The organism is Bradyrhizobium sp. JR3.5 (assembly GCF_054057015.1).
In genome coordinates this window covers 1,805,095-1,831,664 of record NZ_JBSRYV010000001.1, presented here as the reverse complement: position 1 = coordinate 1,831,664, position 26,570 = coordinate 1,805,095, and the positions used below count along the sequence as shown (strand labels likewise).

The window sequence follows — 26,570 nt, the reverse complement described above, 5'->3', positions numbered from 1 at the left end:
CGCCCGGAGGCGCGGCAATCAGCCGGCGACGACCGTGCCGTGTCCGGTACCGCGCAGAATCGCACCGATCGAACCGGGCTCCGCGATCGAGAACACGATGATAGGCAGCGACGTCTCGCGGGCAAGTGCGAAAGCGGTCGCGTCCATGACCTTGTAGCCGCCCTCGATCGCCTGCGAATGGGTCAGGCGGTCGAAACGTTTGGCTTTGGGGTCCTTCTTCGGATCGGCGCTGTAGACGCCGTCGACATTGGTGGCTTTCAGCACCGCCTCTGCACCGATCTCGGCCGCGCGCAGCACGGCGGTGGTATCGGTGGTGAAGAACGGGTTGCCGGTTCCGCCGCCGAGCAGGACGATGCGTCCCTCGGCGAGATATTTGTGCGTCGCACTACGGGTGAACAGCTCGGAAATCTCCGGCATCACGAATGCCGACAAGGTCCGCGCCGGTGTCCCCTTGCGCTCGATCGCCGCCTCGAGCGCGAGGCAGTTCATCATGGTGGCAAGCATGCCCATGGTGTCACCGGTCGGCCGGGACACGCCGCGCGAGGACACCTCGACGCCGCGGACGATGTTGCCGCCGCCGATCACGACCGCGACCTCGACACCGAGCTTGCGGGCCGCGATCAGGTCGTCGGCGACGCGGTCGACCGTCGGTTGATCGATACCGAACCCGTGGGAGCCGGCCAGATATTCGCCGGACAGCTTGATCACCACGCGACGATAGATCGGCTCAGCCATGATGCGATCGCTTTCTCATCCCGCGCAGGCAGGCCTCCGGCGCGGACGCCGGACGCCAGGTGTCAGCGGTTACTTCTTGCCGCTGGCGGCCGCGACTTCGGCGGCGAAGTCGCTTTCCTGCTTCTCGATTCCCTCACCGAGAGCATAGTTCACAAAGCCAGCGATTTTGATCGGCCCGCCGACCTTACCCTCAGCTTCCTTCACCGCCTGGGCGACGGACTTGCCGCTGTCGTGGATAAAGGCCTGATCGAGCAGGCAGACTTCCTTGTAGTAGGTCTTCAGGCCGGAATCGACGATCTTCTCGATGACGTTCTCCGGCTTGCCCTGCTGGCGGTACTTGTCGGCCAGCACGTCCTTCTCGCGCTTGACGGTCTCCGGATCGAGCCCGGCCGGATCGAGCGCCAGCGGCTTTGCCGCCGCGACGTGCATGGCGAGCTGGCGGCCGAGCACTGCGAGTTCGTCGGTCTTGCCCGTGGACTCCAGCGCCACGATCACGCCGATCTTGCCGGCGCCTTCGACGACGGCGTTGTGGACGTAGCTCGACACCACGCCTTTGCTCACTTCGAGCGAGGCGGCGCGGCGCAGCGTCATATTCTCGCCGATCGTCGCGATGGCGTCGGAGATCGCGGTCTCGACGGTGACGTCGCCGACCTTGGCCGCCTTGATCGTCTCGACATCGGCACCGTTATGCAGCGCGACCTGGGCGATCATCTTGACCAGGCCCTGGAACTGCTCGTTACGCGCAACGAAGTCGGTCTCGGAATTGACCTCGACCAGCACGCCCTTGGTGCCGGAGGTCAGCGCGCCGATCAGGCCCTCGGCGGCCACGCGGCCGGCCTTCTTGGCGGCCTTGGACAGGCCCTTCTTGCGCAGCCAATCCTGCGCGGCCTGCATGTCGCCGCCGTTCTCGGTCAGCGCCGCTTTGCAATCCATCATGCCCGCGCCGGTCGATTCGCGGAGATCCTTGACCATCGCTGCTGTGATCGTTGCCATCGTTCAATGTCCTTCTTGCCTGTACAGAAACCGCGGCGCCCGATGGCACCGCTGTCAGCGACAGGGAAATCGTTGTTCGTGGAATAGGAGCGGTGGCCGGGCGAGGCCCGGCCACGCCGTGTAACTTTTATTCCGCTTCGGCGAGCGTCTTGGCCTGGGCAACCCAGGCGTCGGCACGGCTCGGCAGACCGACTTCTTCGCCGATCTTGTGCGCGGTGTCGTGGTCGAGCTCCGCGAGCTGCCAGTAGTGGAAGATGCCGAGGTCGTTGAGCTTCTTCTCGATGGTACCGGACACGCCGGTGAGCTTCTTGAGGTTGTCGGCGGTGCCGCGCGGACCAGCGAGGCCCTGGAAGCCGGACGGCGCAGCCGCCGGGAGGTCTTCCTGCACGGGCGCAGCCGACGCACCGATATCGATTCCGGAATCGCCCTGCGCACGCGAGATGCCGTCGATGGCGGCGCGCGCCACGAGATCGCAATATAGCGAGATCGCGCGGCCGGCGTCGTCATTGCCCGGCACCACATAGGTGATGCCCTTGGGGTCCGAATTGGTGTCGACGATCGCAGCGACCGGGATGTTGAGCCGCTGGGCTTCCTGGATCGCGATGTCTTCCTTGTTGGTGTCGATCACGAAGATCATGTCGGGAAGACCGCCCATGTCCTTGATGCCGCCGAGCGAACGGTCGAGCTTGTCGCGCTCGCGCTGCAGCGTCAGCCGCTCCTTCTTGGTGTAGGAGCTGGCTTCGCCCGACGACAGCACGTCGTCGAGATGGCGCAGACGCTTGATCGAGGCCGAGATCGTCTTCCAGTTGGTCAGCGTGCCGCCGAGCCAGCGCGAGTTGACGAAATACTGGGCCGAGCGCTTGGCCGCATCGGCAACGCCGTCCTGGGCCGAGCGCTTGGTGCCGACGAACAGGATGCGGCCGCCCTTGGCGACGGTATCGCTGACCGCCTGCAGGGCACGATGCAGCATCGGCACAGTTTGCGCGAGGTCGATGATGTGGATGTTGTTGCGGGCGCCGAAGATGTAATCCTGCATCTTCGGGTTCCAGCGGTGAGACTGATGGCCAAAGTGAACGCCAGCTTCCAAGAGCTGACGCATGTTGAATTCGGGCAGCGACATAGATCTAATTCTCCGGTTGGTTCCTCCGGAAACGTGTGAGCAAACGAGCCTGAATGGCCCGGTTGCCACCGGACGGCCTTTGAGAGCCATGTTTCCGTGTGAGATGGCGCGGTATATAGCGCGATTTGCGCCAGAAGCAAGGAAATACGGCTGGTTACACCGGCCGGACGGGCCCAAATCGTGCCGAAACGGCCCTGTTTGGCGGCCGGAGGCCCATCGCGGGTGCGCGCGGCCAAAATATCGAAAAACAACCCCATGCAAAGGAGCAGGCCGGCGACCGGCGTTGGACAAGCCGCTTGACCCGTCGGGCAAATCACGGCTACATTTCCAATATTCCGAAATCATGCAACCGCTCGCGGGCAGCGCTTTTCGCACCCGAAGCAGAACGTTAGTCGGACCGTGCGGCCGACTCGTCAGTTTTCATGATCGGCTGGCCTGCCTTGACCTGCTGGCCGACGCGGTCACGCACGATTCAAATTTTTGTCTTTTGACCTTGGGGCCGGCAAATATCCGCCCACGTGGTCGTTGCCACCGTGCGCGGCGATGAACATGGCGACGGCCGACCGGCAATAGGATTCGATTTCGTTGTCGTCCTCTGCTCTCGCCTCATCGAAGCGTGCGATCATCAGGAGATCGGATCCTTTGAAAAGCGCAGCAAACAAGCGGGCGGACCGGAGAGGATCGGGCACGTTCAGAAGCGCCTTCGCGTGCAACTGACGCAACAGGGCCTCGATTTGGGCGATGACATGGGCGGGCCCGGCTTCGTAATGGAGCTTGCTTAACGACTCTTGATTCGTCTTGTCGGCCATGACCATGGCTTCGATACTGCGGACGTCTGATCTCAACAGCGTGCGAAGCAGTGATGATCCCACCGCCATGAGGTGATCTTCGACCGAACCGTCGACGCCTCCAAGAAGGACCTGTGGCGCAAACAATTGATGGCAGCCGGCCGCGATGGCCGCGCTGAACAGCGCCTCCTTGTTCTCGAAGTGCCGATAGATGCTGAGCTTGGATATCTTCGCCCGCTGGGCGACCTTGTCCAATGTCGTCGCTTGAAAACCCAATTCCACAAAGAGTTCGCTCGCGGCGTCGACTATCGTTTGGCCAAGCGCCTCGTTGGCGGGCCGGCCGCGCCGGCCCTGGCTTTTTTCGGTCACGGCAATTCCAATACTTGACAGTATCCTAATTCTTGAATTACGATACCATATAGTATCTGAAATATGCAAGCCAATGGGTAGGTTTCAACCTGTCCTCCAAACGGAGCCCATCACCATGGATGACGTCATCATCATCGGCGGCAGCTTTGCCGGTCTCGCCGGCGCCCTGCAGCTCGGCCGTGCCCGCCGCAAGGTCACCGTTCTCGATACCGGCCTGCCGCGCAATCGCTTCGCCGGCCACTCGCATGGCCTGCTCGGCCACGATCACAAGCCACCGCTGGACATCCTGGCCGAGGCGCGGCAGCAGCTGGCGCGTTATCCCACGATCAAGCTGGTCAGTGCCCGGGCCGACAGTGTCTCCGGCGCTCTCGACGATTTCAACGTCCTCACTTCCGATGGCGAAAGCTTTAGGGCGCGTCGTCTGATCCTGAGCTATGGCGTCGCCGACCAGATGCCTGATGTTCCGGGCTTCGCCGAAAGCTGGGGCACCTCCATCGTGCCCTGCCCCTATTGCGACGGCTTTGAAGTCGCCGGCCAGCATTGGGGCCTCGTCTGGTCCGGCCCGCAGTCGCACAATCAGGTCAGGCTGTTCCACGATTGGACCGACAAGTTGACGCTCTTCGCCGATGGTCACGATATTCCGCCCGATATCCGGGCCGATCTGGCGCGACGCAACACACCCGTCGTCGATGGCCGGATCACTGGGATCGCCCAACGCGGGGCCCATAACGCCACCGTCAAGCTCGATACCGGCCCCGATGTCGCGGTCGACATCCTGTTCGCGCATCCGCGCAACAAGCCGTCCGCAAGCCTGCATGAATCACTGGGCCTCGCCACGGTCAAAACACCCCTCGGCATCATCCTAAAGGTCGACGAGCGCCGCGAAACCAGCATGCCCGGCATCTACGCCGCCGGCGACCTCGCCAATCCCATCACGCCGCCATCCGTCACCCTGGCATCATCGCACGGCGCGATGGCGGGTATCTTCGCCCAGCAGTCGATGCTGGCTTGAGAGCAAGCAGCATCGATCACGCCAGTTTCAATTTCACAATAGACGGGAGCGCCACCATGGCCGTCCTAAAGCCATTCAAGCCCCTAGACGATAAATTCCCGCTTGAGCGCCAACTCGGCATCGCGGCCGCGCCCGTCGTGCTCATCAACGTCTTCACGCTCGATTCCGCCGACGAAGCGGGCTTCCTAGACGCCTTTACGGCGGCTGCCGAAATCCTGAAGAAGCAGCCGGGCTTCATCTCTACCCAACTGCACCGAGCGATCGGCGATAGCCCGACCTACCTGAACTATGTGGTGTGGGAATCCACCGAGACGGTCCGCGCCGCCCTCACCCGTCCCGAGTTCGTCGCGAAGCTTTCGGCCTATCCGTCATCCGTCGTAGCCAGCCCGCATCTGTTCCAGAAGGTGGCCGTCCCCGGCTTTTGCACGGCCTGACTCCGGAAATATGGCAAGGCGCGATGGCGGGTATCTTCGCCCAGCAGTCGATGCTGGCTTCAGAGCGCAGATTGGAGGATGAGCATGGCCGTCGAACGGGACAGCGCGGGTGTGCGCTTCCCTCCGCCCTTCGTCTATCTGGGAGCGCTGCTGTTGGGGCTGGCGGCGGAGCGGTTCGTCACCCTGCGCTCTTTCGGCATCGACTGGCGGTTGCTAGTCGCGACGGGCGCGCTGCTGTTCGTTGCCGGCGCGGCGATGATGCTTGCGGCGGCGGGACTGTTCCGGCGGCTGGGTACCAACGTTCCGCCGTCGCAGCCAACGACCCTCATCGCAACGACCGGTCCTTATCGGTGGACCCGCAATCCCATGTATCTCGGCATGACGCTTATCTATGCCGGCCTTGCGATCGGCTTCGACGGGCCGATCGCCTTCGCCTTGCTCCCGTTCGTGCTGATCGCGATCCAGACGCAAGTGATCGCCCGCGAGGAGCGCTATCTCGAAGCGAAGTTCGGCGACGACTACCGCCGCTACAAGGCCGAGGTTCGCCGATGGCTCTGACTATTGCGCCGCTGCCGTCTGCGTGGCCGCCTGTCAGCCAGCTTTCCCAACAGATCGCGTCGTTACCCGGAGCAGCTTTCAGTATCTGGAAAGTATCCATCGGTCTTGCAGAGCCGTCGGCTATCCAACAACAGGGTGCATCAATGGTCTACAGTCTAATTGTCAAAAAAGAGATCCGCAGGAGCTTCGATCATGTCAACAACCAGCGTTGGGATGATGCTGCAAAGGGCCTAACACCAAACGCCTATCACCGGGTTGCCGGAGATCATGCGTTGGGGGGTGAGCGACATGGAAAGCAATCGGTGAAGCAGTGGTTCGAGCGCATGGGCCGTGTTTTCCCGAAGCTGCACATAGATATTGAGCAGGTCGAGGTGACGGGTTGGCCATGGAATACCACAGTGTTCGTCAGGTGGCGGGCCAACGCGAGGCTACTTGACGGCCAAAGCTCGTATGTGAACAGGGGCGTCCACGTCTTCAAGTTGCGATGGAGCAAGGTTTATTCGATTGAGGAATACTTCGACTCGCAGGCTGCAGAACGAAGCCTCGCCATCCAAGCTCGTGCCGGTTTGGATGAAGCTGCGGCTGGACCAATCGTGAGCTAACGCGGATCACGTGTGATGCCGCCATCAGCTTATCAGGTCGCCGACTGGAATGGCCAAAGCGGGGAGCGCTGGGTCGCCCACCAGGCCCGGCTCGATGCCAGGGTGGCGGTGTTCGGCCAGGCCGCGATCGAAGCCGCAGCACCCGCCACGGGCGAACGCGTGCTGGACATCGGCTGCGGCGCGGGCGCGTCCAGTCTGGCTCTGGCCGCCCGCGTCGGCGCGGGGGGCCATGTGCTGGGCGTGGACATATCCGAACCGCTGATCGGCCGAGCGCGCGCGCTTGCGCCACAGGATACGCCGGTCCAGTTCCGGGTGGCCGACGCCAGCAGCGCCGAGCTGCCCGAGGGCGCGTTCGACATCCTGTTCTCGCGCTTCGGACTGATGTTCTTTGACTATCCTACGGCGGCGTTCGCTCATATGCGCCGTGCGCTCAAGCCGGGCGGGCGGGTCGCTTTCGTCTGCTGGCGTGGCGCGGCCGAGAACGATTGGGTGCGATTGCCGATGGACGCGATCAAAGGCATCGTCCCGCCGACGGCGCCGCCCGATCCCGAAGCGCCCGGCCCATTCTCGTTCGGCGACCGGGGGCGGGTTGCGCGCATCCTGACGGCGGCCGGCTTCACCGATATCGCTATCGCGCCCTTCGATGCTTCCATCCCGTTTGGCGAGGGCGCGACGCGGGACGCGGCGATCGACGACGCGGTGAAGATGACGTTCGAGGTCGGCCCGCTGTCGCGCGCGCTCGCTGATCAGCCCGACGACATCCGCGCTCGCGCCTCGGCCGCGGTTCGTGCCGCCTTCGCGGGCCGCGCCGGCGAGCGGTCGGTGATGATCGACAGAGCGACGTGGATCGTCACGGCGCGCAATCCGGCAAGCTGACAGGGATTAGCAGGAGAGACGCCCCGCTCGGTGAGGGGGCGTCTTTGGCCCGTCAGCGGGACCAGATGAGGGCGTATTCGCCGGCGAAGCACCCAATGCCAGCGCCCTATTCGGGCGTTGGACGGACAAGCCGGCCGACACGAGCGCCGGACGTCGGTGACAAAAGCCGTTGGGCTGTCCTGCTTTGCCAATTCACCATGCCGGATACGGCTTGCACGGCGACTTTCTCGCGGCGGCCGGCGCAGCTGCCTCACCCTTGCTGCGTCTTCTCACGATGAAGCCGCGTCCGGTCGCCGCGAGCGGTATCGCTGCGCTCTCAAAAGGAAGGGCGATGGTGGTCGCGGGCCTGGCGAACAAGATGGCCGCCTTCTCGAACCGCCTGACGCCTCGATCGATGCAAAGAGCAGCGATGAGAAAAATCATGGCAGTGAAACAGCGCCCCTTTGGAAGCCCAATGCGATCGCCCTGCCCCTACAGCGTCTGCACGTCGACCACGCCCGCGACCGCCTTGATTGCGCCGGCGATCTGCGGCGAGACCTTGTAGCGGCCGGGCAGCTTCATCTCGACCTCGGTTTCGAGGTCCAGCATCATCACCAGCGAGACGTCGCCGTCGGCCGCACCTGCCGGCGCTGCTGACGGTGCGGGCTTGACGGCCGGCGGCTTTGCGGCGCCAGCCGGGGCGAGCGCGGCATCCGGCATGTTGAGCCGGCGCGCGATCGAATCCAGCGACTTGGTGTCGCGCACGAAAATCCGCAGGCCCTTTTGCGTCTTGGCCGCGGCGTGATCCAGCGGCTCGGCGTGCAGCACCCGCGCCCGCACGTCCTCGCCCTGCAGCTCGGCGCCGAGCTGCAACAGCACGGCGGCCCCGGGCTCGAGCACATCGCGGTACTGCGCGAGGCCCTCGGAGAACAAGACCGCCTCGAAATGGCCGGTCGGATCCGACAGGCCCATGATGCCCATCTTGTTGCCGGTTTTGGTGCGCCGCTCCATGCGAGACACCACGGTTGCCGCGACCTTGCCCGCCGTCGCGCCAGTCTTCACCGCGCGCGAGAATTCCGCCCAGGACTGCACGCGCAGCCGCTTCAGCGCGGTCGCGTAGTCGTCGAGCGGATGACCCGACAGGAAGAAGCCGATCGCATCATATTCGCGCCGCAGCCGGTCCGCGGGCAGCCATGGCTCGACCAGCGGCAGCATGATGCTGGGCGCATCCGGCGCGCTGCCGAACATGTCGTTCTGGCCCGAGGTCGCCGCCTCGTGGCTGCGCTGACACGCCGCGAGGATCGCATCGGCACCGGCGAAGACGCGGGCCCGGTTCGGGTCCAGCGTGTCGAACGCGCCGGCCGCCGCAAGGCTTTCGATGATCCGCTTGTTGACGGCGCGCGGGCTCACCCTTGCGGCGAAATCGGCGAGCGAGGTAAAGGCGCCCTTCCTGTTGCGCTCCTCGATGATCTGCTCCACCGCCTGGATGCCGACGCCCTTCAGCGCGGCGAGCGCGTAGTAGATCGTGTTGCCGCTGACCTCGAAGGTCGGGCCGGAGCGATTGATGTTGGGCGCCTCGACCTTGATGCCGAGCCGCTGCGCCTCGGAGCGGAATTCGGAAAGCTTGTCGGTGTTGTTGAGTTCGAGCGTCATCGACGCCGCCAGGAACTCGACCGGGTAATGCGCCTTCATATAGGCGGTGTGGTACGACACCAGCGCATAGGCCGCCGCGTGACTCTTGTTGAAGCCGTAGTCGGCGAACTTGGCGAGCAGCTCGAAGATCGTCTCCGCCTGCCCCTTCCCAACGCCGTTCTTCATCGCGCCAGCGACGAAGATGTCGCGCTGCTTGTCCATCTCGGCGCGGATCTTCTTGCCCATCGCGCGGCGCAGCAGGTCGGCCTGGCCGAGCGAATAGCCCGCCATCTGCTGCGCGATCTGCATCACCTGTTCCTGATAGATGATGACGCCGAAGGTCTCCTTCAGGATCGGCTCCAGGATCGGATGCAGATATTCCGACTCCTCATCGCCGTGCTTGCGCGCGCAATAGGTCGGGATGTTCGCCATCGGGCCCGGGCGATACAGCGCGACCAGTGCGATGATGTCCTCGAAGCGGTCCGGCCGCATGTCGATCAGCGCGCGCCGCATGCCCTGGCTTTCCACCTGGAACACGCCGACGACATCGCCCCGGGCCAGCATCTGGTAACTCGGCGCATCGTCGATCGGCAGCGTCGCGAGGTCGACATGAACGTCGCGCTGCTTGAGCAGCTTGACCGCGACATCGAGCACCGTCAGCGTCTTGAGGCCGAGGAAGTCGAACTTCACGAGGCCCGCCGGCTCGACCCATTTCATGTTGAACTGGGTGACCGGCATGTCGGATTTCGGATCGCGGTACATCGGCACCAGCTCGCTCAGCGGCCGGTCGCCGATCACGATACCTGCGGCGTGGGTCGAGGCGTGGCGGGTCAGGCCCTCGAGGCGCTGCGCGATGTCGAACGCACGCGCCACCACCGGATCCTCGTCGCGGAACGCCTGCAGCTTGGGCTCGCCTTCGATCGCCTGCGCCAGCGTCACGGGAGCCGCGGGGTTCTGCGGCACCAGCTTGGTCAGCTTGTCGACCTGCCCGTACGGCATCTGTAGCACGCGCCCGACGTCGCGCAGCACGCCGCGCGCCTGCAGCGTACCAAAGGTGATGATCTGCGCCACCTGGTCGCGGCCGTAGCGCTCCTGAACGTACTGGATCACCTCGCCGCGGCGGTCCTGGCAGAAGTCGATGTCGAAGTCCGGCATCGAGACGCGTTCGGGATTGAGGAAGCGCTCGAACAGCAAGGCGAACCGCATCGGATCGAGGTCGGTGATGGTGAGCACCCAGGCGACCAGCGAGCCCGCGCCGGAGCCGCGGCCCGGTCCGACCGGAATGCCCTGCGCCTTCGCCCATTTGATGAAGTCCGAGACGATCAGGAAGTAGCCCGCATATTTCATGCGGGTGATGACGTCGAGCTCGAAAGCCAGTCGCTTGCTGTAGTCCTCTTCAGTCATGCCTGGCGAGAGACCGTGCACCCGCAGGCGGTTGGCGAGCCCCTCCTCGGCCTGGCGCTTCAACTCGGCGGCTTCGTCGGCGGCCGCATCGGAGCTAGCCGCGGCGCCGACCGTGAAGAACGGCAGGATCGGCTTGCGGGTCTTCGGCCGGAACGAGCAGCGCTCAGCGATCTCCACCGTCGAGGCCAGCGCCTCCGGAATATCGGCGAACAGCACCGCCATTTCCGCACGGGTCTTGAAGCGGTGATCGGGGGTCAATTGCTCGCGGTTGGTCTCGGCGATCAAATGGCCGCCGGCGATGCACAGCAGCGCATCATGCGATTCGTAGTCGTCGCTGGTGGCGAAATACGGCTCGTTGGTCGCAACCAGCGGCAGGCCCTTGCCGTAGGCGAGATCGATCAGACCGCCCTCGGTACGGCGCTCCTTGTCGATGCCGTGGCGTTGCAATTCGATGTAGAGACGATCGCCGAACAGGCTCGCCAGGCGTTCGCAGCGGGTCGCAGCCAGCGCCGCCTGCTCGGCACGCAGCGCCAGCGCGATCGGCCCGTCGGGACCTCCGGTCAGCGCGATCAGATCCTCGGCGTCGTCGGTGAGCCAGTCGAGCTTGATGTGCGGGGTCTGGTTGACCGGTGTCTCCAGGAACGCCCGCGAGTTCAGCCGCATCAGGCTGCGGTAGCCGCGCTCGCGGGCCGCCAGCAGCACGATTCGCGTCGGCCCCGTCGTCGCCAGGATGCTCCGCGTATTGGGGTCGACATCGCCGAAATCCACCGCCAGTTCGCAACCGACGATTGGCTGGATGCCGTAGCCGGCCATCTTGTCCGAGAATTCCAGCGCCCCGAACATGTTGTCGGTGTCGGTGAGCGCCAGCGCCGGCTGACGGTCGGCCTTGGCGAGCTCGCCGAGCTTGGCGATCTTGATCGAGCCCTTCAGCAGCGAATAGGCGGAATGAACGTGAAGATGAACGAATCCGGCATTCGGCATGGCTGCTCGGGGGTCTCTTGAAGGCAGGGATGGCGCGAGTGCCCAAGCCGGAACTCGAAAGCATCAGACCCGACTCGCATCCCATCGTGGGGCCTCAGCCCTGCCAAGTCCACGCCGAACGCGGCGTGGCGGCAGGTCGCCCTGCTTTTCCCCAGACGCAACCTATGCCCTGTCCCTGCGGGCACATTTCAGAACTGGGTGATCAGTTGGGCCCAAACCGCGATCATCCCGACGAACAGCGTGATCGACGCCAGCGCTGCAGCTTCCTGCACAAAAATCTTCAACATGGCCGCTCTCCCTGACTGGAACGTATGCAGAACATTGTTCCTTTTTTGTTCTGGGAGTCAAGCGAGCTCGGGAATGCCCGCGCCGCCTTCACGGCCGATGGTTAATCCGCCAGGCCAACAAAAAACCCCGGGCCGAAGCCCGGGGTTTTCGATGCCGCTTGGATTAAGCGAGCGATCAGTAACGCGCGATGATCGGGCCACCGAACTTGTAGTTCAGACGGCCGAGGACCATGTCGGTGTCGCCACCGGTGTGGAAGCCGGTCACGCCGACGCCAGCCGGGGTCACGAAGGTCGCACCGTGCGTGTCTTCGAAGATGTGGTTGTATTCGACGCCGAGCGACCAGCCCTGAGCGAAGGCGAATTCGAGGCCAACGCCGACCGTCGGGCTCCAACGGGTGTCGAAGCCGGTCGAGGACGCCAGCGCGCCGCCGGGTGCCAGGAACTGATAGTTGCGATCGGTGACCGCAGCGCCGCCCTTGGCGTACAGCAGGACGTTGTTCCAGGCGTAGCCGATCTGACCGGTGAACAGGCCGAACGCATCGGTCTTCGAGCGAACGGTGCCGCCCGGGACCAGCAGGTTGCCGGTGCTGCCGGAGAAGTCAGCCCAGTTGCCCTGAGCTTCCAGACCCCAGACCCAGCCGCCGGTCTGCCAGCGGTAGCCGACCTGGCCACCGACGGTGCCGCCGTTGGCATCGTAGCTGCCAGCCTGGCCGAAACCGTCGACCGAACGGTTGTCGTGGCTCTGGCCCCAACCACCGTTGATACCGATGTAGAAGCCGGTCCAATCATACACAGCGGCAACCATGGGCGGCGGAGCCTTCGTGTAAGGGCGAGCCGCGAGGTCAGCCGCAGAGGCAGCGGTCGCGCTGAGCGCGAGCAGGCTGGCGGTGACAAGCAAAATCTTTTTCATTTTCCCGTTCCAACTTTTTCTACAGGCCCCCAAGGCCGCGAGACACCGTCATAGCAGCCCCCGTCGGAATTGCTGTAACTTCGCTGCAACAGGCAGGCCCAAACGACTTCGCTCAAATTTGAAGTTAATACTGCGTTACAAGCACTTCTAGGAGCTTTCGCCACATAGCTGCCGCACAATCTTCACAATTCGAAGCTGCGTGCGCGGCTGCGCGTAAGATCGTGTTGACCGGAACCGGCTTGTCCGATTTGGATCGTCGCCGAGATCGAATCTTCGCAGCGATAAGGAATGCACATGCGGACGATGATTCTTGCTGCTGCGGCGTCGGTGGTCGCGCTCGCCACGTTTGGCACGGCGCCCTCGCATGCCGTCGGCGTGCGCTACCCGTTCTGCATCCAGGGCGACCGCTACCCAGGTCTCAGCAACTGCTCCTATCCGTCCTATGAGGCGTGCCTCGCCACCGCCTCCGGCATCGGACAGAACTGCATCGCCAACCCCTATTATGCCGGCGACAACGACCCGCGCTCCTATCTGCACGTCGCCCCGCGGGACCGCCGTGAGGGCAATTTCTTCGACCTGTTCTTCCACTGAGGCCCGCCCGGCGTCGCCGCCGCGGGAATGTGAGTTGATCGCTCCCGCACGCGGGGGCTGTTTGCACGGACGTTGGGCGCGAGCGTTGCCGGCGCCAGATCGATTGGAGCTTCTGATGCGAAACCTGGTTCTGGCACTGTTTCCGGCGCTCCTGGCGCTGGGTGCGATCACAAGCACGCCAGCCAATGCCCAGAAATACGATTCGACCTCGCCGGTCTGCAAGACGAACTACCGATGGGGCGGCGAGGATACCGACTGCGGCTACACGTCGCTGGAGCAGTGCCGCGCCTCGGCGTCCGGCCTCGCCGCGATGTGCATCACTAATCCATATTATGCCGGGCCGCCGATTGATCGTCGGCCGAGCCAGTCGGGCAGACGGCCTCGCGCCGCTTATTGAGGGCTCAAGCCTTTCCGCTCCGCCTGAAGCAGAGCGGAAAAGCCCTAGATTCACGTGCTTAGCGTGTGTTCTTCACACGAGCTGCGACCCACTTCGCGCGAAACGCTACTCGAGCTCGACGACCTGCCCATTCGACAGCGACACCCGGCGATCCATCCGTGCGGCGAGATCCATGTTGTGGGTCGCGATCAGCATCGCGACTCGGGTCGCCTTCACGAGCTGCATCAGCGCGTTGAAGACGTGATCGGCCGTCCCCGGATCCAGATTCCCGGTCGGCTCGTCCGCAAACAGCACCCGCGGTGCGTTGGCAACCGCGCGCGCGATCGCCACACGCTGCTGTTCGCCGCCCGAGAGCTCCGCGGGACGATGGGTGATGCGGTCGCCGAGCCCGAGATAGGCCAGGATCTCGGTCGCGCGTTTCACGGTTTCGGAGCGCTTGAGGCCACGAATCATCTGCGGCAGCATGACGTTCTCGAGCGCCGAGAACTCCGGCAGCAGCCGGTGCGACTGATAGACGAAACCGATATCGGAGCGGCGAATCTGCGTGCGGTCGACGTCGGACATCTGCGAGGTCGGCGTGCCCGCGACATAGACCTCACCCTCATCGGGACTCTCCAGCAGGCCCGCGATGTGCAGCAGCGTCGACTTGCCGGATCCCGACGGCGCCACCAGCGCCACCGATTGACCGGGCCACAGCGCCAGCTTGGCGCCGTTCAGGATCGTCAGCGTCGCTTCGCCCTGCCTGTATTCCCGCCTGATATCATGAAGATAGACGACCGGTACGTCTTCCGCCCCCTCTGCCATGTGCGCTCCCTATTCGTACCGGAGCGCTTCGACCGGATCGAGGCGCGCGGCGCGCCACGACGGGTAGAGCGTCGCAAGGAAGGACAGCGTCAGCGCCATGATCACGACGGCGAGCGTCTCACCGAAATCGACCTCAGCCGGCAGCTTGGAGAGGAAATACAGTTCCGGCGAGAACAGCTCGGTGTTGGTGAGCCATGACAGGAACTGCCTGATCGATTCGATGTTCAGGCAGATCAGCATGCCGACCGCAAAGCCGGTCAGCGTTCCGACCACACCGATCGAGGCGCCGGTAATCAGGAAGATCCGCATGATCGAGCCCTGCGAGGCGCCCATGGTGCGCAGGATCGCGATGTCCTGGCCCTTGTCCTTCACCAGCATGATCAGCCCGGAGACGATGTTGAGCGCCGCGACCAGTACGATCATGGTCAGGATCAGGAACATCACGTTGCGTTCGACCTGCAGCGCGTTGAAGAACGTCGAGTTGCGCTGCCGCCAGTCGACCAGGAAGACCGGCCGGCCGGCCGCCTCCGTCACCAGCTTGCGGTAGGTGTCGATCTTGTCCGGATTGGTGGTGAACACCTCGATCGAGGACACGTCGTTGTTGCGGTTGAAATAGGCCTGCGCCTCGGCCAGCGGCATGAACACGAAGGTCGAATCGTATTCCGACATGCCGATCTCGAACACCGCCGTGATCTTGTAGGGCTTGATGCGCGGCGTCGTGCCCATCGGCGTCACCGCGCCCTTCGGCGAAACCAGCGTGATCATGTCACCGGCATGCAGCGAGAGTTGGTCGGCAAGCCGGCGGCCGATCGCAACCCCCTGCCCCTCGTCGAAGCCTTCGAGCGTGCCCTGCTTGATGTTCTTGGCGATCGAGGTGAGGTTGTTGAGATCGTCGGCGCGAATGCCGCGGATGAAGACGCCGGCCGCGTTGAACGGCGACGAGCCGAGCCCCTGTCCGTCAACAACGGGCGCGGCCAGACGGATGCCCTGCACCTGGCTGATGCGGTCGGCGACGTCTTTCCAGTCGGTCAGCGGCGATTCCAATGGCTGCACCAGAAGGTGGCCGTTGAGGCCGAGGATCTTGTCGAGCAGCTCCTTGCGGAAGCCGTTCATGACGGCCATCACCACGATCAGCGTGGCAACGCCGAGCATGATACCGAGGAACGAGAAGCCGGCGATGACCGAAATGAACCCTTCCTTGCGGCGCGCGCGCAGATAGCGTCCGGACAGCAGCCATTCGAATGGCGCAAAAGGCGGGGTACGGACTGGCTCGTTCATGGTCTCATCCATCTCTCGATAATCCCATGATTCGGGTCAAATGTGGCCGGATTACCCCGCCGATAGATACGGCGTGAATAAACTTTAACCCGCGAGCTTCGCGACCACGTCCGCGGGGCTCATGTTCTCGCGTGAACCGTCGCTGCGGCGCTTCACTTCGACCTTGCCTTCCGCGAGCCCCTTGGGCCCAACGAGAATCTGCCAGGGGATACCGATCAGATCGGCCGCGGCGAACTTGGCGCCGGCGCGCTGATCGGTGTCGTCGTAGAGCACATCGACGCCCTTCGCCGAGAGCTCGCGATAAAGCTGCTCGCAGGCACCGTCGACCGCGGCATCCCCCTGCTTGAGGTTGAGGATCGCGACGCGGAACGGCGCGACCGCCTCGGGCCACATGATGCCCGCGTCATCGTGACAGGCTTCGATGATCGCACCGACCAGGCGCGACACGCCGACACCGTAGGAGCCGCCATGGATCGGCACGTCGACGCCGTCGGGCCCCGCCACCATCGCCTTCATGGTGTCGGAATATTTGGTGCCGAAATAGAAGATCTGGCCGACCTCGATGCCGCGGGTGTTGAGCCGCTTTGCTTCCGGCACTTCCTGCTCGAAGCGCGCAGCCTCGTGGACGTCCTCGGTCGCCGCATAGACCGAGGTCCACTGCTTGATGATCGGCGTGAGATCACCGTCATAATCAACGTCCTCGCCCGGCACCGGCAGGTCGAGCACATCGCGGTTGATGTAGACGCCGGACTCGCCGGTCTCCGCCAGCACGATGAATTCGTGGCTGAGGTCGCCGCCGATCGGGCCGGTCTCGGCCCGCATCGGGATCGCCTTCAGGCCCATCCGCGCAAAGGTGCGCAGATAAGCCACGAACATCTTGTTGTAGGAGCGCCGCGCGCCGGCCTCGTCGAGGTCGAACGAATAGGCATCCTTCATCAGGAATTCGCGGCCGCGCATCACGCCGAAGCGCGGACGCTGTTCGTCGCGGAACTTCCACTGGATGTGGTAGAGGTTGAGCGGCAGGTTCTTGTAGGACTTGACGTAGGAGCGGAAGATCTCCGTGATCATTTCCTCGTTGGTCGGTCCGTACAACAGCTCGCGCTTGTGACGATCGAGGATGCGCAGCATCTCGGGGCCATAGGCGTCGTAGCGGCCGCTTTCACGCCAGAGATCGGCAAGCTGCAGCGTCGGCATCAAGAGCTCGAGCGCACCGGCGCGGTCCTGCTCCTCGCGAACGATCTGCTCGATCTTCTTCAGCACCCGGAAGCCGAGCGGCAGCCAGGCATAGATGCCGGCCGCCTCCTGCCGCATCATGCCCGCGCGCAGCATCAGCCGATGCGAGACGATCTCCGCCTCTTTCGGGTTTTCTTTCAGGATGGGCAGGAAAAACCGCGACAATCGCATGGCGTTACTCGGGAATCAGGAAAGCCTGGGAAGCGCAGCAGTGAAACCGGATCGGCTGTGAAAACACAAGGCCGCCAAATGACAAAAGCCCTTCAAATCAGGCTATTTTCCGCCATTTGACCGATTTGCGTCCCTCCGGCGTGCCCGGCGCGCTGATCGTGCGTTTACCTGACCTCGAAATCGTCTTCCAGCGTCACTTTCCTGAAATCGGTCACCAGGGCGTCGATCTGCATGTGCCAGCGGCCCGGGACCGGCAACGGCACCTTCTTCACGTGCCAATAGCCGTCGGGACCCAGCGCGGCACTGCGTTCCAACGGCTCGATGCCGCGATCCGGCAGGCTCAGCGTCAGCATCGCCTCCTTGGCCGCGAACGGGCTCGCATCGCCGTTCATCAGCTGCAGCACGAAGTCATTCTGCCCGACCTTGCCCGGCGCGATCAGCACCTGGAACATCGCGGCATCGGTGTGGATGTGCACCGCGAGCGGAACGTCGTCCGACATTGCCAGCACGCGCGGCGGCGGCGTGAAGCGCCAGAGCGCGACGAGACCGAGGATCGCGATCATCAGCACGAACTCGAGCGCGATCGAGCGCTGCAGCGGCCGCGTGCGGTGAAATTCGCGCGCGATCGCCGGCGTGAACACCAGCCGGTTCAGCGCAGCGAGCGTGAGCAACAGCGACACCAACACAAGTTTCGCCAGGAGGATGTTGCCGTATCCGGTGTCGATCAGTGCGCCAAAGCTCTCGAGCTGAACGACGGCGAGTGCCAGGCCGGACAAGGCGATCAACGCGACCGCCGGCACCGCGAGCATTGAAAAGCGCCCGAGCACCCGCAGCAGCGAATCCTTGCGCTGCCAGGCCAGCACCGCCAGCGGCGCGAGCGCCCCCATCCAGAAGGCGAGGCCGACGCCATGGATGAACAGCGCGGTCCGCGTCAGCCATTGCGGAGAGGCGGTGGCGGCATGGCCGCTGACCGAAAGCGAGAGCCCGACACAGATCATTGCGACCGCGGTGCGGATCCAGGCCGCGCTGAACGACGGACTGCGCCAGGCGATCGCCGCGATCAACATCGCGACGATGGCTAGCAACAGCGCGGGAAACAGGCTGGTGCCGGCCGCGCTGGCCCACGCTGCCCATGTCAGCACGCCCGTGATCGGCAGGTTCAGCAGGTCGACGCCCTGCAAGCCGAGCGAGGCGATCGCGCCGATGAGGCCGATCGCCAGCGACCACATGATCAGCCGTTCGCCGGCCGGTCCCTGCCCGATCCAGGCGGCAAAGAACACACCGCCGACGCCGGCAAACAGCCCGAGATAGAGCCCGAGCCGTGCCAGCCAGATCAGCGCATGCAGCACGCCATCGCCGACCGGCGCCGCCGAGCCGGTGACGACGCCGATCGAGAACAAGAGCGAACCCGCAACCGGATGGCCGTCCTGCGACACCACGCGATAGCTGACCACCTGCGTGCCCTGAGGCAAGTCGGCCGGCAGGGTCACCATCACGGATTGATCGACGGCGCGGATCGTGACGTCGCGCGGCTTGCCCGCAGCGTCGAGCAGGCTGACCGCGGTCGGCGCCACCGCTTCGTTGAAGCGGAGCACCACTGTCTTCGGTGCCTCCGTCACCACGCTACCATCCGCCGGCTCGGCAGCGATCAGGACGGCATGCGCATGGGCCGAGGTCGCAAGGCACAGCGCCAACAGCAGCGCAACCAGGCCTGTTACAACAAGACTTGCGACCGCCCGCACGGCTTACGACTTCGGCAGCAGCTTGACGCCGGGCGCCGGCGTCTTGCTGCCGTGGTCGTGCCCGCCGCCCTGCCCCTCGGCCGGAACATCGATCCAGCGGCTGACGCCCTGTTCGCATTCCTGCACGACGGGAAAATACAACGTGGTGTTCGGCTTCAGCGTATCGGTGAGAAACGTCTGCATCACGAACTCGTCGTAGTTCTGGTCGGAGAGCTTGCCACCGCTCCAGGCGACTTCCTTCACGCCCTCGGCGAGCTTGGCGCCGTTATAGTCGTATTGGGCGGCATATTTGCCGGTGACCGTATCAAGGGTCCAGCCGGGCTTCGGCATCGGCTTGACCCCGATCACGCCTTCCGGAATCTGCACGCGGATCTTGATCGTCGCCGATCCCGCGCAGCCATGCGGCACGGCAAAGACAGCCTTGTAATACGAGCCGACCGCCGCCTGCTTTCCCTCAAGCGTGATATGAGCGACCGCCGGCGACGCTGCGAGCAGCGCCGCCGTGGCAATGAGCAGCGTGTTTGATCGCATGGCTCCCTCACATCTTCTTCATGTCCATGTGACCGGAATGGTCGCCATGGCCGGAGTGATCGCCGCCACCCGGCGCCTGCGCACCGACGGCCTGGACGTCCAGCGAGACCGAGACCTTGCCGGCCTTCTCGAATTCGAGCGTGACCGGCACTTTGTCGCCCTGCTTCAGCGGGTTCTTCAGGTCGAACATCATCAGATGATAGCTCCCGGGTGCGAGCTTCACGGTCTTGCCCGGCTCGATGGTCAGTCCCTTGTCGAGGGCACGCATCTTCATCACGCCATTGTCCATCGACATTTCGTGGACTTCGATCTTGCCGGCGACGTCGCCGGAGCCCGACATCAGCCGGTCGGGTGTCGCCCCCTTGTTCTCGATCGTCAGATAGCCGCCGCCGATCTTGGCGCCGTTCGGCGTGGCGCGCGTCCACGCCTGCGTGATCACGAGGTCGCCGGCCTTGACGTCCTCGGCGCGTGCGGAGGTGGACATGACTGCAGCCAGCGCTGCGAGAGCAAGGATACGGGAGAGCGTCTTCATGGCGGCGGATTCCTTATCAGGTTGAAGTGGTCGTGCTATCGGATTGCTGCGGCCTGGGCGTCAGACCATTTGTTCAGATCGGCGATTTCGGCCGATCCTTCGATCGTTGTGATCGTTCCGTCACGAGCAATCAGCATGGTTCGCGGGATATCACCTTGCCACGCCGGATCGATCTCAAATCTCAATCGCTCGGCAAAGCCGTCGCCAAAAATCCAGTTCTCGGCGGAAGCGAGCCCGGCGTGATCCAGCATCGATCGCGTCGCCTCGGGAAGGTTCGGAACCAAATCCGCGCTGATCGTAACGACGTCGATATCGGGATGATCCTTCATGAACTGGCCAAGCTGCGGTAGTTCGAACTTGCATGGTCCACAGGTCACGCCCCAAAAGTGCACCAGGGTCGGATGACCGGTGTGCGCATGTAGCAGCTTCTGCCAGCTGCCGCGTTCGAGCGGCTTCGGCGCGCCCTCGCCTGCCGCCAGTGCGGACGGCAGCGTTGCGAGCAGGACAAGAGCAGCGAGCAAATGACGTTTCATGGTTCGCCCTCGATCGCTTGAAAATGGTAGCCGTCGGCCTTCGTCATCCACGACAGGTAGGTCTGCCGGCTGTCCGAGACCAGCAGCGGATGGTCGGAGCTGTCGGCGGTGTCGGCAATGACAGCGGGTTTCGACCAGCTCGCTCCGTCGTCGCGCGAGGTCATCAGGTTGATCGATGTCTTTTCGCCGTCGAACTCCTTCCACGCCATCACCAACCCCTGCGGGCCTGCGATGACCTGCGGCCGTGATGGGCTCCTGTTCGGCTGACCAATCGGAAGCGGATCGGAGAAGGTTTTGCCGCCGTCGCGTGACCGCGCGTAGAACAACCCCTTGCGCACCTTGCCGTTGGTGTACCACGTCACGTGATAGGTTCCCTCGCGCGAAATGGTCAGGCTCGGACCATGATGCGGACATGCGGCGATCTGCCAGTCGTCGCGGCTCACCCGATGCACCTCGCCGGGCGTGGCTAGATCGGTGAACGTCACGATCGCATGGTCGCGTACACCGCCTTCGAAGATGTTTCGAAACACCACGACAGGATGGCCCGAACCATCGAATGCCAGGGCGAGACGGCAGCACTCGCAGGTATTGTCGGCCACAAGCTGCGCGTCGGAGTAGGACGCGCCACCGTCCTTCGATGAAGCAAAGAACAATCCGGCACCGTCATACTTCTCGCCGCGCTGCTGCGCCGGCACGCGATTGCGCTTGTCGAGCCAGACCGCGAACACGGCACCGCCTGGATCGAAGCCGATCGCCTCGAAGCGCTGGCTCTCGTTGTTGGCGGTGATCGGCTTCGGCGGATCAAAGCTGCGCCCGCCATCGGTCGACCGCGTGGTCAGCACCTGGCCGTTGAAGGCCTGATCGCGAAAGATCGAGAATGCCAGCGCGATGTCTCCCTTGGCGTCGATCGCAAGCTTCGGGCGCGCATCCGGGCCCCAATCAAGGTTGAGCCAGTCCCGGGTCACCTGCACGGCCGCGGAAAAGCTCTTGCCCCGATCCTTCGACCTCGCGACGGAGATTTGACCTCCGGCCATCCATGTCAGCCACAGTGTCCCGTCCGGCGCGAAGGCCGGAGTGACCTTGCTCGCGCAACGCAAGACGGTGTCCTCGCACGCCGCTTCCGAGGCATGCTGGTGGCTCATCTGCGCGCAGGCGAAATCGGGCAAAGCCCCGAGCAGGATCGTCGCCAGCACGATCCGAGCCGCAGTCTTGCGAAACGTCATCGATGCGCTCCTCATTTGAACGCGATCTTCATGCCCGCGACAAACGCCCGCGGCGATCCGGCATAGATCGAGCCCGTGGTGTTCGCCAGTATGCTCGCAGGATTTTGAACGCCCGCTGCCGTCACCGAGTTCGCGATATTGTTCGCCGAGGCAATGTAGGTTCGATCGAACACGTTCCGCACCTCGAGATACAGATTCAGCGACTTGAAATAGTCGGAGATCAGATCCGTCGTGTAGTGAACGTTGAGATTGACCAGCTCGTAACCCGGCGCCCGCAGCAGATTGGCGTTGTCCATGTAGAAGCCATCCTTCCACTGGACTTCGACGAAGCCGCCAAGCCCCTGTAGCGGACCTGACGGCTGGTCATAGCCAAGCCGTGTCGTCAGCTCATTCGGCGAGACGCCGGGAATCTTGTTCCCGACCCGATTGAATGTGAAGCCGCTGATGCTTTCCGTGTAGTCGGTATATACTTCGTCCAGGTAGGTGTAGGCCGCCGTGAGCCGCCACCCCTGATAAAATCCCCATTGAGCGGCGAGCTCAACGCCGCGATGATCCGAGCGCGGTGCGTTAAAGGTGTATGTAAATCCCGCCACAGGCGTCGCCTGAGTAAACAAGTTCATTGTTGAAGAATTCGTAGAAGGCGGTGGCGCTAACCTTCACGCTCTTGTTGGGCGACCAATCCGCGCCGAGGTCGTAGCCGAGGTTGGTCTGGGTTTTGAGCGACGTGTTGTTGCCCGATAACCCACTCGGCAGAACGAACAGATTGCTGACCTGCGGCGTACCGTAGCCGGTCGCTACGCGAGCACGTAGCTGCCATTCGTTGTCCGGCTTGTAGACGAGCGCGAACTCCGGCGCGTTGTTGGTGAACACAGGCGCCGCTTGCGTCACGGTCGCTCCCACGATTGCGGGATTGTTGATGACCGGATAGGACAGCGCAGTGTTGACACCGTTTAGCGTGGTTGTTTCCCAGCTGACCCCAGCGATCGCCGTCACCGACGGAATCAGCTTGATTTCTTCCCGCGCCCGGACGCCATAATTGGTTGTGGATTGATACAGACTGCTCTGTGGCAGTCCGAGTGTCGCATTCCCCCCGGGCGCAACGTTCCAGGTCGTACCGGTCGTCGTGAGGGTGTTGTACCAACCCCCGACCATCGTGGTCGAATCCATTCCGAACAATTCGCCGCGCTTGGTCAAATCGCTCATGAAGTTGTACGAAGGATAGTCACCCAGCGCGCTAGTCGATCCCGTCGGCTGATTGATGTTCCTGTCGTCGAAGACGAATTGGTTGCGCCACGTAGTCGTGTTGTCGAAATCGTGTTCCCAGCGGCCCCCAACGATCGTCCGGCGGTCGTCTCGGCCGAGACCAGCTTGAACCGCAGTCTCGGTGGATTTGGTTCCGTTGAAGCCGTTGTTGAACAGAGAGACGGTTCCGCATCCCGCCGCGGCCGTAGCGCCGGTGGTGCAGCCCTGCTGGAACGGGTTCTGGTTGAACTGATTGAGCGACGAGCGGATCGGCAGGCGCGCCGTCAAATCGTTGTTGATCAGCTTGAACGTGAAACGGTCGTCCGGCGTCACCTGCAGGGTGCCGAGGAAATTGACCGTCTGGGTGTTGAACCAGCTGTTGCCGAGATATCCGTCGCCGCGCGCGTCGCTGGCGAACAGCGAGCCTTCGAAATTGGCGACCTTCTTGCCCGCGGCCAGATAGTTGTTGAGATAGCCGAAGCTGCCTCCGTCGACGCCGTATTCGACGCCGTCGATCGTGCCGCCCGGCCGGGTCCGGAAATTCAGCGCGCCGCCGGTCGCATAGTTGCCGTAGAGCGCCGATGACGGGCCGCGGACCACGTCGATCGCGCCATAGGCGTGGGGATCGATCAGGTCGCTGCGGGACAGGCCGTCCGGCTGGGTGACCGGAAAACCGTCTTCGAAGATCACGAGATTCCGGATGCCGAAGCCATTGCGGGCGTTCGACCCGCGGATCGAGATGCCGAAATCGCGCGGGCCGTTGCCCTGCTTGACCGAGATACCCGGACTGTCCCGCAACACGTCCGCCACCGAGAAGGACGGCCGATTGTCGAACTGGCTGCGGTCGACGGTGGTTTGCGTCTGACCGGCGGGCCCCTGATTCAGGCTGTCCCGCGCCGCGCTGGGGGTAACGCGCTGCGCGCGCCCAGCCGCTGCCACGGCCAGGGGCGCCAGCGGCCTTGCGGGCCGCCGGGCGGCAACCGCGCGCGTCTTCGGCTTGGATCTTGCCGGTTTCGCTCGCGCGGCCTGCGGCGCATCGACCGTGACGGACGGCAGCGTCGTCTGCGCCTCTGCCCAGTTTATAAGCATGGAAAGCCCGACGCCCAGCGTGAGCGCACTGGCTCCGGCCCGCGGATGAAATCGAAACATGGATGAATCCTGACACCGGCTCTACGGCCGGCTTGCTCTAAGGCACTCGCCGACGCGCGACGCGCATCGGCAGCGAGAACGTCGTCAGGAAAAAACCGGCGGCGCGCGGGCTTGCGCGGAGTGGCGCGCCGGCGAACGATCGAATTCGCCCGCGAAATCAAGCCAGGCGATGCGGGTTGAAGGCCGCTCGACGGCGTGAGCCGTAATCTCCGGATGATCAACGGGTGCACCGGTCTGCAGCACGCTGCATGCGGAGCAACAGCCGTCATGGGCATCATGACCGGTCTGGTCACCCTGCCCGCCCCCGGAGCCGGCATTGCCATGGCAGATGGTGGCGGCCGCGAGCGGGTCAGACGCGGCAAGGCTCGTCGCCCAGCAGGCCCCGATCGGTGCGAAAATCTGCACCAGCAGGGCAACCAGGACTATGGGCAGAAAAATCTTCAGCCGCCGGCGCATCGCAAAACCCATCCGGGACGGAACTAACCACCACAGCCGTCGGAAGTCGAGATCATCGACATCCCTCGTTTCTTCCGGCTGACGGAAATTGCCGGGCGTGACACTTGCGTCGCGGCCGCTCCACAGGCCTTTGTATCCCCTTACCCCGTCACGTGTTTTCGGCTCACTTTCGCAACCGCCGGTGGCACCATCCCAATCATTTCGCAAATTGCTCGAAATTTGAACAATCGTTGCCGAAAATGATGACAAGGCTGGAAAGATAGTCTACCAATTCGGGCTCAGGCCAGCCGCGAGGTGTGTCCTGGTGGTCCAAGTCTCGGGAGGAGCCCGACGCGCACAAGCAGCGTCACCCCATCAATCAAGATCAAACCGAATTTTTGGGGCAAATAGGGTCGACACAATTTTTGGAGCAGGGCTTGGAGCCCTGCTCTTTTTTTATGTGATGATCGCAAAGCGCTATGACTCCATCATCGAATCCAATCGAACGCAGTTTTGAACTCGGAGCAGCGGCTTGCGATGATCTGACGCCGTTGGTGTACCAGCGCTTGTTTCGCGAACATCCCGAGGCGCAGGCGATGTTTCGCACCGAAGGCAGCGAGCCGGTGAAAGGCTCGATGCTGGCGTTGACGATCGAAGCCATCCTCGATTTCGCGGGCGAGCGCCGCGGACATTTTCGCCTGATCGAATCCGAGGTGTTCTCGCATGATGCCTACGGGACGCCGCGCGAATTGTTCGTCGCATTCTTTGCCGTGATCGCGGACCCGCTTGCGCGACATTCTCGGTGAGCAATGGTCTGACGAGATCGATGCTGCGTGGCACAAGCTGCTTCGCGACATCGAGGCCATCGTGCTGCAACAGAAACATCTCATGGACGCGAAGGCGTAGCGTCACCGTTCCGATTGTGACACACTCCCTTTATCCGCGGCGCGTGCAACTGACGCCGACGGGCAGAAAAACGAAGAGGGAGCAAACAATGCCAGGGACCGACAAGGGGATGGACAAGGCGTCGACGACTCGGCGCGACCTTTTGCAATTGGCGGCGGCAGGTGGAGCTGCGGCCGGCCTGTTCGGTGGAATGGGCGTGACGTCCGCGCTCGCAGCCGAAACGGGACGTTCGGAAAAGCCGCTGAAGGCCGCGTTCTCCAACGCCGGACTGCAGGCGACGTGGTGCGCGCAGGGCAAGCAGGCCGCCGAATTCTGGGGCAAGCTGTTCAACGTCGAGGTGACCTGGTTCGACGGCCAGCTCGATGCCGTCAAGCAGCGTGCCGCGATCGACAACATGGCCTCGCAGAAATGGGACTTCGTCGCGATCCAGGCGTTCGGCATCGGCACGCTGACCCAGCCGGTGCAGAAGATGATCGACGCCGGCACCCCCGTGATCGACATGGACACGCTGATCGCGCCACTCGACCAGATCAACGTCCATTCGTTCCTCGCCCCCGATAACGAGTTCATGGGCGCCTCGGTGACGCAGGCGCTGTGCAACGCGATCGGCGGCAAGGGCAAGGTCATCATGACCCAGGGCGCGCTCGGCCACACCGGCGCGCAGGGCCGCGCCAAGGGCTTCAACTCCGTCGTCAAGCAGTTCCCGAACATCGAGGTGCTGGATACCCAGCCCGCCGACTGGGACGTCTCCAAGACCGCCCGGCTTTGGGAAACCTATCTGACGAAGTATCCGCAGATCGACGCGGCGTTCTTCCACAATGACGACATGGCGCTTGCCGCCGCCAACATCATGAAGGCGCACAACCGCACCAACATCCTGATCGGCGGCGTCGACGCCATGCCGCCGGCGATCCAGGCGGTCAGCGAAGGCCGCATGTTCGCAACCGTCCGCAATCCGTCCTGCCGCATTCATGGCGGCGCGATCGTCGCGGGCGTCGCGGCCGTGGTCGGCGGCGAGAAGAGCGGCCAGGGCATTCCGAAGCACGTCGTGACCGATGGTCCCGTCGTGACCAAGGCCAACGCCGCCGGCATGCAATGGATGGAGGATCACTTCCTGATCTGA

Annotated in this window: 23 protein-coding genes and 3 pseudogenes; 10 read left to right on the top strand and 16 right to left on the bottom strand. The window is 63.7% G+C overall.

Annotated features, from left to right (window positions below):
• Positions 1-18: 18 nt before the first annotated feature.
• The 4 genes from pyrH to ACVWW1_RS09230 form a co-directional block, all read right to left on the bottom strand.
• The gene (gene pyrH, locus ACVWW1_RS09245) at positions 19-735 is read right to left on the bottom strand and encodes a UMP kinase (RefSeq protein ID WP_092114611.1); all 717 of its coding nucleotides are present in this window, start codon (positions 733-735) and stop codon (positions 19-21) included.
• Between the two features lie 69 nt (positions 736-804).
• On the bottom strand, positions 805-1,728 hold the full coding sequence (tsf, locus tag ACVWW1_RS09240; protein ID WP_176531044.1) for a translation elongation factor Ts: 924 nt from the start codon (positions 1,726-1,728) through the stop codon (positions 805-807).
• A gap of 127 nt (positions 1,729-1,855) precedes the next feature.
• A complete protein-coding gene (locus ACVWW1_RS09235; protein WP_176531043.1) occupies positions 1,856-2,848 on the bottom strand; it encodes a 30S ribosomal protein S2 in 993 nt (330 codons plus the stop codon).
• Positions 2,849-3,309: 461 nt separating this feature from the next.
• Complete coding sequence (locus tag ACVWW1_RS09230) at positions 3,310-4,005, bottom strand: TetR/AcrR family transcriptional regulator (protein ID WP_456655573.1); 696 nt, start codon at positions 4,003-4,005, stop codon at positions 3,310-3,312.
• Between the two features lie 115 nt (positions 4,006-4,120).
• Between ACVWW1_RS09230 and ACVWW1_RS09225 the strand changes: the two genes are divergently transcribed.
• From ACVWW1_RS09225 to ACVWW1_RS09200, 6 genes and pseudogenes are all read left to right on the top strand, one after another.
• Positions 4,121-5,017 (top strand): NAD(P)/FAD-dependent oxidoreductase, encoded by an 897-nt coding sequence (locus ACVWW1_RS09225; protein WP_456655572.1) that lies wholly within the window; start codon positions 4,121-4,123, stop codon positions 5,015-5,017.
• A 56-nt stretch (positions 5,018-5,073) separates the two neighbouring features.
• Entirely contained in the window at positions 5,074-5,451 is a 378-nt protein-coding gene (locus ACVWW1_RS09220; protein WP_456655571.1) for an antibiotic biosynthesis monooxygenase family protein, read from the top strand.
• Positions 5,452-5,535: 84 nt separating this feature from the next.
• The gene (locus ACVWW1_RS09215) at positions 5,536-6,009 is read left to right on the top strand and encodes a methyltransferase family protein (protein ID WP_456655570.1); all 474 of its coding nucleotides are present in this window, start codon (positions 5,536-5,538) and stop codon (positions 6,007-6,009) included.
• A complete protein-coding gene (locus ACVWW1_RS09210; protein ID WP_456655569.1) occupies positions 6,000-6,611 on the top strand; it encodes a nuclear transport factor 2 family protein in 612 nt (203 codons plus the stop codon). The genes ACVWW1_RS09215 and ACVWW1_RS09210 overlap by 10 nt, the downstream gene beginning before the upstream one ends.
• A gap of 15 nt (positions 6,612-6,626) precedes the next feature.
• Complete coding sequence (locus ACVWW1_RS09205) at positions 6,627-7,487, top strand: class I SAM-dependent methyltransferase (RefSeq protein ID WP_456655568.1); 861 nt, start codon at positions 6,627-6,629, stop codon at positions 7,485-7,487.
• Positions 7,488-7,710: 223 nt separating this feature from the next.
• Positions 7,711-7,911: pseudogene (locus ACVWW1_RS09200) on the top strand (SDR family NAD(P)-dependent oxidoreductase); the annotation flags it as partial.
• A gap of 47 nt (positions 7,912-7,958) precedes the next feature.
• On the opposite strand, the gene dnaE reads toward ACVWW1_RS09200, so the two are convergent.
• Both dnaE and ACVWW1_RS09190 read right to left on the bottom strand, forming a co-directional pair.
• Positions 7,959-11,483 carry a DNA polymerase III subunit alpha gene (dnaE, locus tag ACVWW1_RS09195; protein ID WP_456655567.1) on the bottom strand — a complete coding sequence of 1,175 codons (3,525 nt, stop codon included), beginning with the start codon at positions 11,481-11,483 and terminating at the stop codon, positions 7,959-7,961.
• Positions 11,484-11,945: 462 nt separating this feature from the next.
• Entirely contained in the window at positions 11,946-12,680 is a 735-nt protein-coding gene (locus ACVWW1_RS09190) for an outer membrane protein (RefSeq protein WP_207829757.1), read from the bottom strand.
• A 294-nt stretch (positions 12,681-12,974) separates the two neighbouring features.
• Between ACVWW1_RS09190 and ACVWW1_RS09185 the strand changes: the two genes are divergently transcribed.
• Together ACVWW1_RS09185 and ACVWW1_RS09180 are read left to right on the top strand one after the other, a co-directional pair.
• Positions 12,975-13,271 (top strand): DUF3551 domain-containing protein, encoded by a 297-nt coding sequence (locus ACVWW1_RS09185; RefSeq protein WP_224924440.1) that lies wholly within the window; start codon positions 12,975-12,977, stop codon positions 13,269-13,271.
• Positions 13,272-13,386: 115 nt separating this feature from the next.
• A complete protein-coding gene (locus ACVWW1_RS09180) occupies positions 13,387-13,668 on the top strand; it encodes a DUF3551 domain-containing protein (RefSeq protein WP_176531035.1) in 282 nt (93 codons plus the stop codon).
• A gap of 105 nt (positions 13,669-13,773) precedes the next feature.
• Here ACVWW1_RS09180 and ACVWW1_RS09175 read toward each other — a convergent pair whose 3' ends face one another.
• The 10 genes and pseudogenes from ACVWW1_RS09175 to ACVWW1_RS09130 form a co-directional block, all read right to left on the bottom strand.
• The gene (locus tag ACVWW1_RS09175; protein WP_456655566.1) at positions 13,774-14,472 is read right to left on the bottom strand and encodes an ABC transporter ATP-binding protein; all 699 of its coding nucleotides are present in this window, start codon (positions 14,470-14,472) and stop codon (positions 13,774-13,776) included.
• A 9-nt stretch (positions 14,473-14,481) separates the two neighbouring features.
• Positions 14,482-15,762 carry a lipoprotein-releasing ABC transporter permease subunit gene (locus tag ACVWW1_RS09170; protein WP_092114619.1) on the bottom strand — a complete coding sequence of 427 codons (1,281 nt, stop codon included), beginning with the start codon at positions 15,760-15,762 and terminating at the stop codon, positions 14,482-14,484.
• 72 nt (positions 15,763-15,834) lie between these two features.
• A complete protein-coding gene (gene proS, locus ACVWW1_RS09165) occupies positions 15,835-17,154 on the bottom strand; it encodes a proline--tRNA ligase (protein WP_176531034.1) in 1,320 nt (439 codons plus the stop codon).
• A 164-nt stretch (positions 17,155-17,318) separates the two neighbouring features.
• Positions 17,319-18,896, bottom strand: a complete 1,578-nt coding sequence (locus ACVWW1_RS09160) for a copper resistance CopC/CopD family protein (protein ID WP_456655565.1) — start codon at positions 18,894-18,896, stop codon at positions 17,319-17,321.
• Positions 18,897-18,899: 3 nt separating this feature from the next.
• Positions 18,900-19,427: a YcnI family copper-binding membrane protein gene (locus tag ACVWW1_RS09155; protein ID WP_456655564.1), complete on the bottom strand. Its 528-nt coding sequence runs from the start codon at positions 19,425-19,427 to the stop codon at positions 18,900-18,902.
• A gap of 7 nt (positions 19,428-19,434) precedes the next feature.
• A complete protein-coding gene (locus ACVWW1_RS09150) occupies positions 19,435-19,959 on the bottom strand; it encodes a copper chaperone PCu(A)C (RefSeq protein ID WP_456655563.1) in 525 nt (174 codons plus the stop codon).
• 35 nt (positions 19,960-19,994) lie between these two features.
• Entirely contained in the window at positions 19,995-20,492 is a 498-nt protein-coding gene (locus ACVWW1_RS09145; protein ID WP_456655562.1) for a TlpA family protein disulfide reductase, read from the bottom strand.
• Positions 20,489-21,715 (bottom strand): sialidase family protein, encoded by a 1,227-nt coding sequence (locus tag ACVWW1_RS09140; protein ID WP_456655561.1) that lies wholly within the window; start codon positions 21,713-21,715, stop codon positions 20,489-20,491. The genes ACVWW1_RS09145 and ACVWW1_RS09140 overlap by 4 nt, the downstream gene beginning before the upstream one ends.
• Before the next feature lie 11 nt (positions 21,716-21,726).
• Positions 21,727-24,106: pseudogene (locus ACVWW1_RS09135) on the bottom strand (TonB-dependent receptor family protein).
• 84 nt (positions 24,107-24,190) lie between these two features.
• Entirely contained in the window at positions 24,191-24,811 is a 621-nt protein-coding gene (locus ACVWW1_RS09130; protein ID WP_456655560.1) for a DUF2946 domain-containing protein, read from the bottom strand.
• Positions 24,812-25,020: 209 nt separating this feature from the next.
• Between ACVWW1_RS09130 and ACVWW1_RS09125 the strand changes: the two are divergent.
• Positions 25,021-25,447, top strand: a pseudogene (locus ACVWW1_RS09125) (globin).
• A gap of 88 nt (positions 25,448-25,535) precedes the next feature.
• The gene (locus ACVWW1_RS09120; RefSeq protein ID WP_176531028.1) at positions 25,536-26,570 is read left to right on the top strand and encodes a sugar ABC transporter substrate-binding protein; all 1,035 of its coding nucleotides are present in this window, start codon (positions 25,536-25,538) and stop codon (positions 26,568-26,570) included.